This is a genomic window from Kitasatospora sp. NPDC057512, assembly GCF_042802135.1.
GTDB lineage: Bacteria > Actinomycetota > Actinomycetes > Streptomycetales > Streptomycetaceae > Kitasatospora.
The window spans coordinates 1-2,854 of record NZ_JBHVET010000918.1 but is presented as its reverse complement, the minus strand read 5'-3'; the positions used below and the strand labels follow the sequence as shown (position 1 = coordinate 2,854).

Annotated in this window: 1 protein-coding gene; it reads left to right on the top strand. The window is 75.4% G+C overall.

Going from position 1 to position 2,854, the window contains the following annotated elements:
• Positions 1–2,854 (top strand): ribonuclease E/G (locus tag ACFU6K_RS35745; protein ID WP_380670312.1); only part of this gene is annotated, 2,854 nt, incomplete at both ends.

The window sequence follows — 2,854 nt, the reverse complement described above, 5'->3', positions numbered from 1 at the left end:
CCGGTGCCCCCGTGGCCGAGGCCGAGGCCCCCGCCGTCGAGGTGCCGGCCGTCGAGACGCCCGCCGTGGAGGCCCCCGCCGCCGAGCCGGTGGCCGAGGAGGCCCCGGCCGCTCCGGCCCGCCGTCCCCGCCGCCGTCGCGTGGTCGAGGCCGCGCCGGTCGTCGAGGCCCCGGTGGCGGAGCCCGTCGCCGAGGAGCCGCAGGCCGAGGAGCCCGCCGTCGCGGAGGAGCCCGAGGAGGAGGCCGCCGAGGCCCCCGCCGCCGCGCCGGCCGCCCAGCCCGCCGCTGCCGCCCCGGCCGCCGAGGCCGAGCCGACCCACCGGGTGCGCCGCCGTGCGGTCCGCCCGGCCACCGCGGTCTTCCAGGCGCCGGTGTTCCAGGAGCCCGCCCCCTTCGTCGCGCCGTCCGCTCAGGCGGCTCAGGCCGCGCCGTCCGCTCCGGCGGCGCAGGCCGCTCCGCAGCAGCCCGCCGCCGCCCCGGCGCAGGCCGAGGCTCCGGCCGCGGCCCCGGTGCAGGCCGGGCGCGAGGAGGAGGACGACGAGTTCGAGTACAGCGGTGTCGGCCGTCGCCGCCGGGTCCGCACCCGGGTCGAGCCGACCCGTCGCAAGTCGGGCGCCCAGGCTCCGGTGAAGGCCGCCGCGAAGGCCGCCGCCAAGGCGGCGGCGAAGGCTCCGGTCGCGGCGCCCGTCGTCGAGGTCCCGGTCGTCGAGACGCCCGCCGTGGAGGCCCCCGCCGCCGGTCCGGAGACCGAGGACGAGTGGGAGGACGGCCGTCCGTCGCGCCGTCGCCGCCGGGGCGGTCGCCGCCGTCGCCGTGGCGAGGCCGAGGAGTTCGAGGCCGCCGAGGTCGTCGAGACCGAGCAGTCCGTCGAGGAGTCGGCCGAGGCCGTCGCCGAGGAGGAGGGCGAGGAGGACGACGACCTGGCCGCCGGCCTGTCCTCGTCGCGCCGTCGCCGTCGCCGTCGCCGCCGCAGCGGTGAGACCGGCGCCGTCGAGACCGCCGAGACCACCGAGGACGGCGTCCGTACGGTCGTGAAGGTGCGCGAGCCGCGCCGCCGTTCCACCGAGCCGTCCTTCGACCCGGACGAGGTGCAGTCCATCAAGGGCTCGACCCGTCTGGAGGCCAAGAAGCAGCGCCGCCGCGAGGGCCGCGAGCTGGGCCGCCGCCGGGTGCCGATCATCACCGAGGCCGAGTTCCTGGCCCGCCGCGAGTCGGTCGAGCGCGTGATGGTGGTGCGCCAGAGCGGCCAGCGGACCCAGATCGGCGTCCTCGAGGACGGCGTGCTGGTCGAGCACTACGTCAACAAGGAGCAGGCCACCTCGTACGTCGGCAACGTCTACCTGGGCAAGGTCCAGAACGTGCTGCCGTCGATGGAGGCCGCCTTCGTCGACATCGGCAAGGGCCGCAACGCGGTGCTGTACGCCGGCGAGGTCAACTTCGGTGCGCTGGGCCACGGCGGCCCGCGCCGGATCGAGTCGGTGCTGAAGTCCGGCCAGTCCGTGCTGGTGCAGGTCTCCAAGGACCCGATCGGCCACAAGGGCGCCCGCCTGACCAGCCAGATCTCGCTGCCCGGCCGCTACCTGGTGTACGTGCCCGAGGGCTCGATGACCGGCATCTCGCGCAAGCTCCCGGAGAACGAGCGCGCCCGGCTGAAGCAGATCCTCAAGAAGATCGTCCCGGACGACGCGGGCGTCATCGTGCGCACCGCCGCCGAGGGCGCCTCCGAGGAGGAGCTGACCCGCGACGTCCAGCGCCTCCAGCAGCAGTGGGAGGACATCCGGAAGAAGGCCGCGACGGGCAACGCCCCGGCGCTGCTGTACGGCGAGCCGGACATGACCGTCCGGGTCGTGCGCGACATCTTCAACGAGGACTTCACCAAGGTCATCGTCTCCGGCGACGAGGCGTGGAAGACCATCCACGAGTACGTCTCCAACGTGGCCCCGGACCTCGCCGAGCGGCTCCAGCGGTGGACCTCCGAGGTGGACGTGTTCGCCACCTACCGGATCGACGAGCAGCTGATGAAGGCGCTGGACCGCAAGGTCTGGCTGCCCAGCGGCGGTTCGCTGGTGATCGACCGCACCGAGGCGATGGTCGTCATCGACGTCAACACCGGGAAGTTCGTCGGCCAGGGCGGCAACCTGGAGGAGACGGTCACCCGGAACAACATCGAGGCGGCCGAGGAGATCGTGCGCCAGCTGCGGCTGCGCGACCTCGGCGGCATCATCGTGATCGACTTCATCGACATGGTGCTGGAGTCCAACCGCGACCTGGTGCTGCGCCGCCTGCTGGAGTGCCTGGGCCGGGACCGGACCAAGCACCAGGTGGCCGAGGTCACCTCGCTGGGCCTGGTCCAGATGACCCGCAAGCGGGTCGGCCAGGGCCTGCTGGAGTCCTTCTCCGAGCCGTGCGTGCACTGCAACGGCCGCGGCGTGATCGTCCACATGGAGCAGCCGAGCGCCCACGTCCACGCCCCCGTGGCGGCGGGCGAGGCCGGTGCCGGCGCCGGCAAGCGCCGTCGTCGGGGCAAGGGCGGCGCGGGCCACGAGGAGCCGCAGGCCGTCGAGGCCGCGGTGGCCGTGGTGGCCGAGCCGGTCGTGGTGGAGACCTTCGCCGAGCCGGCCGAGCCGGTGCGCGAGGAGATCGAGGGCCAGCTGGCCCTGGAGGTCCCGGGCGTCGAGGCCCCGGTCGAGGCGGCTCCCGCCGTCGCGGCCCCCGTCGTCGAGGCTCCCGTGGCGGAGGCCCCGGCCGCCGCTCCGGCGGGCCGTCCGCGCCGCCGCGCGGTGCGCAAGGCGACCGCTCCGGCGGGCTCCCCGGGCACCGCCGAGATCGTGGTGCTCCAGGCCAAGGCCGAGGC